Below are 7,314 nucleotides of genomic sequence, written 5' to 3'. Positions count from 1 at the left end.
ACTGCTTCAACTTCCGCGACGCGCCCGCACAGGCAGCGAGCAACACAACCACGATCTCGACCATGGGGGCCGCCGTCACGCGGCGCGACACGGCCTGCGATTTCGTGATGCTGGGGGCGGGCGGCTGAACCCATGCGGACCAGGCTTCCCCTCTCGATGATCGGCCTTGTGCTGGTGGTTCCCTATGTGGGGACTGCCGCAGCGCAAGGCGTGCCGACCTTCGATCTGCGCCTGTTTGCCGAACGACAGGCGATCCTCGAGCAGACCGATCAGGATCTCGCACTGCAGCAGGACCGGCTGACCCGCGAAGAGGAACTGGCCGAGATCGAGCGCCAGCAACTCGCCTCGCTCGAAGGGCTCATGGATGCAATGTCCCTCGGCTCGGGTGATGTGGCTGGCACCGTGGCCGGGCTCGAGGCGGGGCAGGGGGTGGTTGGCGACGTCGAAAGCGCAGCCGCCAGCCTCTACGCACCCGAGGACAACAATCCGGCTGCAGCCCGGATGTTTGGCGATGCCCGGGAAGGGATCGAGGAACTGATCATTCGCGCCGCGCGCCACACCCACAGCCTGCCTGGGGTGAGCCGTGCGGGCCTGTCGCTCGTGCAATGGCGCTGCATGCTGCAGGCGCTGATCTGGCAGGAAAGCCGTTTTCAGATCGGCGCGCGCTCGCCCGTAGGGGCGTTCGGGCTCACCCAGATCATGCCCGGCACGGCGGGCGATCTCGGGATCTACCCGGCCTACTACGACGACCCCTGGCTGCAGGTCACCGGCGGCGCGCGGTACCTCGCGCAGATGCTGAACATGTTCGATGGCAACATCATCCACGCGCTTGCGGCCTATAACGCGGGCCCCGGCAACGTGCAGAACTACGGCGGTGTGCCGCCCTTTGCGGAGACCCAACACTACGTCGTGGTGATCCCGCAGCAGTACAACAGCTACCTCGCCGCCGTGGGCGGCATCGATGCGCTCGGCACGATCGATCCGGTCCTGCTCGCGAATGCGAGCTTCAGCCTCTCGGCCCATGGCGCGGGGGTCTATGGGGATTATTCGCTGGTCTCGGTCCGCGCGGCGGCCCTGCGGGTCCAGGACATCATCACCCGCATCAATGAGACCGAAGACCTGCACGAGGCCATCGCGCTCAATACCTATGCGCGCGCCGAACTGGCCCGTCTGGTCGCGATCCGGACCCGGATCAAGGCCGCCCACACCCAGCCGCTGAGCGAGGAGCAACTCGCCATGGCCGCAGCCCAGGCCGCTGAGCGGCAATTCATGGATTTCACCCAGGAGACATTGCGATGATCCGGCGCTTGTACCGTTCCCTCACCACCACCGCCGCGACCCTCGCGCTGACCACCGCCCTCGCGGGGCCCGTCACCGCACAGGGCGTGCCCACGGTCGACACCCAGAACATCGCCCAGGAAATCCGCCAGCTTCAGCAGATGCTGCAGGATTTCGGGATCCAGACCGATCTTCTGGACAATGCGCTGGCGCAGCTCGACCTTCTGCAGCAGCAGTTCGACCAGCTCGAGGAAATGTATGCATCGCTCACCGGGCCGCGCAGCATCCTCGGCCTCGCCATGGGCGGCGATCTCGACGATCTCCTTCAGGCCAACTTCGAAGACATTCCCGGCCTGATCCGAGGCATCCAGGCGGGCGACTGGTCGAGCCTGATTGGCCCCAACGCGGGGCCCATGCGCACGCAGATGGAACAGGCGCTGGCCAGTGCCGGGTTCGACGAGGACTCGCTGCGCGAGATCGCCACCAGCGGCAATCCCGGTGCAGAAGGTGTCGCGACCCGCGCCACGACCGGTGCCGTGATGTCGGCGGCGGCCCAGAACAGCCATGCCGAGGCCGCTCAGTCGCTCGAACGCGTCGAGCAACTCGTGTCGTTGATCCCCGACATGGAGGACCTCAAGCAGTCGATGGATCACAACACCCGCGTCACGGCGGAACTCGCCATCGCCATGACGCGGATGTGGGAGCTTGAAGCCATCCAGACCCTTGGTGCGGGCAATGCGGGCGTGGTGGATGCCGCGACTGTCGCCGAAGAGCGCCGCTACATGGACTTCACCCTGCCGAGTCTGCGGCCATGACCAAGGCACCGGACATGACGGCAGGCATGAGCACGCGTGAACTGGTCGAAGAAGAACTGATCCACGGCGCGCTGCGCCGGGAGCAGCTCTGGCGGATGATCGGCCTTGGCGGGGCGGGCTTTGGCGTTTTCGGCTGCTTTGCAGCCGCCGCTGTCGCCCTGATGGTCGAGACGCCCCCGCCGGTTGTCGTGCCCTATGATCCGGCGACGGGCTTGGCCCTGCCGAACGCAACGGTCGATACGGTGCGACTTGCCGAGCGACCTGCGATCATCGAGGCGCAGATCTACCGCTACATCCTCGACCGCGAAGCCTACAACCAGCTCGACAACGATCTGCGCGTGCGCCGGGTGCTGGCGCAATCCACCGGGGCTGCCGAGGCCAGCATGCGCGCCATATGGACCTCGGGGCAGGAGAGCTATCCGCCGACCCGCTACGGCCCCGCGGCCGAGATGGCTGTCGAGATCGCCTCGATCACGCTGATCGGTGAGAACCGCGCGCAGGTGCGCCTCAGAAAGCGCCTGACCAGCCCGCAAGGGGCGCAAGACGGATCCTTCACCGCAACATTGATGTTCGCTTTTCAGCCCGAACGGACCCGCTCGATCGACGATGTCTGGCAAAACCCTTTCGGCTTCACCGTCACCCAATATGCCATCCGATCGGACCGTTCCGAATGACCTCTGTTCCAGTTCTTGCCCCTGTTCACGCCCTGCTTGTCGCCGGTGCCCTCGTGCTCTCCGCACCCGCAGCCTTCGCTGAAACCACGCCGCGCCCCGGTCCCCATGACAACCGCGTCCGGATCGCCACCTGGACCGAGGGGCAAGTCTACCGCGTAGTCACCACCCTGACCCGCGTCACCACAGTCGAATTCGGCGAGGGCGAGACGATCCGCTCGATCATCGCGGGCGACACGGTCGGCTTTCAGTTCGATGGAGTGCCCGGCGGACGCGCCTTCGCGATCAAGCCCGCCGCCTCAGGTGTGGCGACCAACATCACGGTCTACACGAACCGCCGCTCCTACTATTTCCACGTCGTCGAGGCGCGCGAGACCCCGCATTACGTCGTGCAGTTCCGCTATCCCGAGAGTCGCGTTCAACCGACCCGGGCTGTCGCGGCCGATTCGCCGAATGCGAACTATGCCGTCAGCGCCCGGGAGGAGTTCACGCCGACCGCCATCTGGGATGACGGCACCTTCACCTATTTCCGCTTCGCGCGGAACGCGCCGGTCCCGGCAATCTTCCGCTATGCCAATGGCGGCGAGCGCGCGGTGAACAGCACAGCACTCGAGGACGGCGTCATCCGTGTTTCGGGTGTGAACCGCCAATGGGTGCTTCGCCTCGGCGCAGACGAGGTCTGCGTTCAGGATATGGGCGGGTCCACGTCATGAGCCAGGACACCGAAGACCTCGCCGCGCGCCTGGCGGCCCTTGAAGCGACGGGCGACAAGAAGCGCGGTGCCGCACGGCCCTCCCCGCTGGCCGCTATCCTCGGTGTGGCCGGGATCGTGGCCGTGGGCGGCCTAGCCTGGGCCGCCCTGCAGCCATCGCCGGAAGCGCCCCTGCCGACCGCAGCCCCCGAAGAGTTCCAGACCACGGGATCGGGCTTCGGCGACCTCGCCCCCATGCCCGTGGTCGAGCCTGCACCGCCGCCGGCCCAGACCGGCCCCTCCGCGTCGGAAATGGCGCTGATGGAAAGTCTCGCGACGCTGCGCGCGGAACTCGAAGACCTGCGCGCGCGGCCCGTCGAGGCATCGGACAGCGGCGCAGAGCAGGCCATCGCCGATCTCACGGCCCAGATCGCGGCACTGCAAGAGTCCTCCATTGAGGCTCAGCGCGCGCTCGAGCGGCAATTGACCGAACGCGACCGCGAGCTCGACCAACTGCACATGGACCTCGAGGTTGCGCGGCTGACCCCGCCTGCGCCCACGGACCTCGGGCCGAACGAGGAGGAGTTACGGCTTGCCGAACTCGAGCGCCGCCGCATCGCGGAGGCCGAAGCGCGGGCCGAACGCATCGCCTCGCCCATGATCGCGTTTTCCGGGATGGGGGCAGGGACCGACCGGGAGAACAGCCTCGAGGCCGCGCGCCTGAATGAGGACGAAGCCTTCGTGCGCGCAGGCGCAAGGCCCGCCCCGGTAACGCGGGCCGAAGTGATCGTGAACCCCGGCAACACCGTCGTGCAAGGTACGATGATCCAGGCCGTGACCGAGACGGCGCTCGACAGCACGCTGCCCGGCGCGATCCGGGCCATCGTCTCCGAAGACGTTCATTCTTTCGACGGCACGCGCGTCCTGATCCCGCGCGGCGCGCGTCTTTTGGGGCGTTACCGCTCCGATGTGGCGCTCGCGCAATCACGGGTCATGGTGGCCTGGGACCGGATCATCCTGCCCGACAACCAGACCGTGGAGATCAGCGCCTTCGGCGGGGATGAACTGGGTCGCACCGGCACCACCGGATTTGTCGACACCCGCTTCGCGCAGCGCTTCGGCTCGGCTGCGCTGATTTCGCTGATCGGGGCCTTGCCGGCGGCGGCCGCCGGACAAATCGAGGATGAGGCTGCCGCTGACATCGCGAGCGATGTGGGCACGGACCTGCGCGACAGCACCCAAAGCGTGATGCAAGACTATCTGGCAATCCGGCCCGTCATCCATGTCGATCAGGGCACGCGGATCACGGTCATGGTCGACCGCGATCTGGAGATCTTCTGACATGGCGGCAAGCTATCTCGAAGCCTCGCTCGACCGGCTGGGCGCACCCGTGCAGCGCGACGACACGATCGAGATTTGCATCAACCCCGATGGGCAGGTCTGGGGCGAGTTCCAGGGCGACCATTTCATGCGCGGCCTCGGCACCCCGCTGACGCAGACCGAGATCAAGGACCTCGGCAACCAGATCGCCTCGGCCGCCTCGACCACGCTCAGCACCAACAAGCCCATCGTCTCGGTCTCGATCCTCTACCGGGACCGACCGATCCGGGCGCAGGTGATCCAGCCTCCCGCTGTTGAAGGCGGGTTCTCCATATCGCTGCGGTTCTTCTCCTCCCTGCCGCTGGAGGCCATCCAGCTTGGCTTCCTCTATGGAAAGGAGCGCAGCCTCGAAGGTTTGCGTCGCGAACGGAACGCCGCGCTCCGCGATGTGGTGGCCTCCGGCGACATCGACGCCGCCCTGCGCTTCTGCGTCGAGAACAAGCTCAACATGATCGTCTCGGGCGGCACCTCGACCGGCAAGACGGTCGCGGCGCGCAAGATCCTCTCGCTGATCCCGCCCGAAGAGCGGATCATCACGATCGAGGAGGCGGCAGAACTGCGGCCAGAGCAGCCGAATGCGGTCACTCTGATCGCCGACCGGGACGCGGAGGCCCGCAGCGCTGATGTGCTTCTGGCCTCGACCCTGCGTATGCGGCCCGACCGGATCGTTCTGGGTGAGGTCCGGGGCCGCGAGGCCATGACTTTCCTTGAGGCGATCAACACCGGGCATGGCGGTTCGCTCACCACGCTCCATGCCGAGACTCCGCAACTGGCCGTCCGCCGCCTCGCCATCGCCGCGCTCAAGACTGATGTGCCGATGACCTATGCCGACATGGTCGACTACATCGAGGGCTCCATCGACGTGATCATCCAGGCGGGCCGCCACGACGGCGCCCGCGGCATCACCGAGTTCTTCCTGCCGGGGCAGGCAAGACATCCAGATCAGAACACTGCCGGAACCGGGGGCACAAAGCGCCCTGCGGTTGCCGTCGAATGACCCGAAAGGACAACCCCATGCGCAAGATCACCCTCGCCGCAGCTGTCACCCTGCTGGCCGCGCCGCTCGCGGCGCAGACCTCGCCTCAGGTCACGAATGATCTCACCGTGACCATCGCGCCCCAGCAATACCGGATCTGCAACGACCGGCCCGCACGGCCGACCTGGATGGACGAGGTCCACCCGCGCGAGGCCTATAAGGCGCTGACGTTGATGCGGCTCTACGAGTTGCGGTCCTGGGAGGCGATCAAGGAAACTGGCGACTGCGGCTGTGATGTGCGCTTCCCGTCATGGGATGCCGCCTCCGCCGAGTACGAGGAACGGTTCGCGACAAGCACTCAGGCGGAGCATACTCAAGCTCGGCTGGCCATTCGGAACGAGCAGAACCAGATTGCCCGCGACGTCCAGGATATCTGCGAAACGCAAGGCAACTGGTAATGAGCATCGTCAGCTGGATGGTCGGAACGGCCGACGGCTTCCTTGCCGATGCGGCAGAGTCCCAGTTCGGGGCTGTGGCCAGCAATACCGGCACGATCGTCCTGCTGATGGTCACGCTCTCGCTGATCGGCGTCTGTATCAACATGGCCTTCCAGTTCCGCAGCATGGATGGGGCCAGCTTCTTCTGGTACCTAATCAAGCTGACGCTTATAGGTCTCTTTGCCTTCAACTGGGCCAACTTCAACGCGGTTGCCAATGCCGTTATCGGCGGGCTCGACTATGTCGCCGGGGCCCTGATCTCCTCGGTCGGTGGCGGCGGGGCAGGGGCCACGTACTTTGCCGCCGAGTTCGATGATCTCATCACGGAGTTCAGCCAATACCTGAACGCGATCGGTAACAACCTGAACTGGATGACTGGCGCGATCCTCGGCGGAATCGGCCTCGTGCTGCTCAGCCTCCTTGGCTTCATGACCGGCATCGTCCTCATCTTCGCCAAGATGATGCTGACCCTGATGCTCGGCCTCGCGCCGATCATGATCGCGCTGTCGCTCTTCGATGCGACCAAGGATTTCTTCCACAGGTGGGTCTCGACGACGATCAGCTACGCTTTCTACCCCATCGTCATCGCCGCCATGTTCTCGACCGTGGTCGGCATGGCGAATTCGCTCCTGGCCCAGCTCGGAGACCCGAACTCGGCCACCAACATCGGCGCGCTGGTGCCGTTCTTCGTCATGGTGTTCCTGGCCAAGGGCTTCGTCGCGGCAACACCCCTGATTGTGCGGGGGATCTCGGGGAACCTGATGGTGGCTGCGGCACCCGCTGTGGTCTCTGGCTCGGCCGGGATCATGCGGGGGATCTTCAATACCGACGGCGTCAAGGGCAGGGCGCGGATCGGTGCGCTCACGACAGGTGAAGTGATCGGACGAGGGGCTGTCCAGGCCCCCGCTGCTGTTCGGAGCGCCGCGGCAACGGCAAGCGCGCAGGTGGTTCGGATGGCCGAAAGGGCGAAGCGGTTGGGTCCGTAACCAAGGCGACGATGCTAACG

At 65.9% G+C, this 7,314-nt stretch carries 8 protein-coding genes; all 8 read left to right on the top strand.

The genetic code is table 11. From position 1 onward, the window contains the following. Positions 1–132 precede the first annotated feature (132 nt). Genes MXB90_RS13100 through MXB90_RS13065 form a run of 8 tightly spaced genes read left to right on the top strand, consistent with a single transcriptional unit; the run spans position 133 to position 7,294 of the window. Positions 133–1,299, top strand: coding sequence for a lytic transglycosylase domain-containing protein (locus MXB90_RS13100; RefSeq protein ID WP_250045610.1), 1,167 nt, complete (start codon positions 133–135; stop codon positions 1,297–1,299). Next, positions 1,296–2,093, top strand: a complete 798-nt coding sequence (locus MXB90_RS13095; protein WP_250045609.1) for a type IV secretion system protein — start codon at positions 1,296–1,298, stop codon at positions 2,091–2,093. The genes MXB90_RS13100 and MXB90_RS13095 overlap by 4 nt, the downstream gene beginning before the upstream one ends. Before the next feature lie 26 nt (positions 2,094–2,119). Next, complete coding sequence (locus tag MXB90_RS13090; protein WP_250045614.1) at positions 2,120–2,767, top strand: VirB8 family type IV secretion system protein; 648 nt, start codon at positions 2,120–2,122, stop codon at positions 2,765–2,767. Then, positions 2,764–3,477 (top strand): TrbG/VirB9 family P-type conjugative transfer protein, encoded by a 714-nt coding sequence (locus tag MXB90_RS13085; protein ID WP_250045607.1) that lies wholly within the window; start codon positions 2,764–2,766, stop codon positions 3,475–3,477. The genes MXB90_RS13090 and MXB90_RS13085 overlap by 4 nt, the downstream gene beginning before the upstream one ends. After that, a complete protein-coding gene (locus tag MXB90_RS13080; RefSeq protein WP_250045606.1) occupies positions 3,474–4,796 on the top strand; it encodes a TraB/TrbI/VirB10 family type IV secretion system protein in 1,323 nt (440 codons plus the stop codon). Before MXB90_RS13085 ends, MXB90_RS13080 begins: the two co-directional genes overlap by 4 nt. 1 nt (position 4,797) lies before the next feature. Continuing rightward, on the top strand, positions 4,798–5,832 hold the full coding sequence (locus MXB90_RS13075; protein WP_250045604.1) for an ATPase, T2SS/T4P/T4SS family: 1,035 nt from the start codon (positions 4,798–4,800) through the stop codon (positions 5,830–5,832). Positions 5,833–5,849: 17 nt separating this feature from the next. Continuing rightward, positions 5,850–6,269, top strand: a complete 420-nt coding sequence (locus MXB90_RS13070) for a hypothetical protein (protein ID WP_107754725.1) — start codon at positions 5,850–5,852, stop codon at positions 6,267–6,269. After that, entirely contained in the window at positions 6,269–7,294 is a 1,026-nt protein-coding gene (locus tag MXB90_RS13065) for a TrbL/VirB6 family protein (protein WP_250045603.1), read from the top strand. Before MXB90_RS13070 ends, MXB90_RS13065 begins: the two co-directional genes overlap by 1 nt. The last annotated feature ends 20 nt before the right edge of the window (positions 7,295–7,314 follow it).

The sequence above is a fragment of the Phaeovulum molybdatiresistens genome (assembly GCF_023544865.1).
GTDB lineage: Bacteria > Pseudomonadota > Alphaproteobacteria > Rhodobacterales > Rhodobacteraceae > Pontitalea.
Note: the sequence above shows the minus strand (reverse complement) of the source record. Positions and strands in the feature narration are given on the sequence as shown.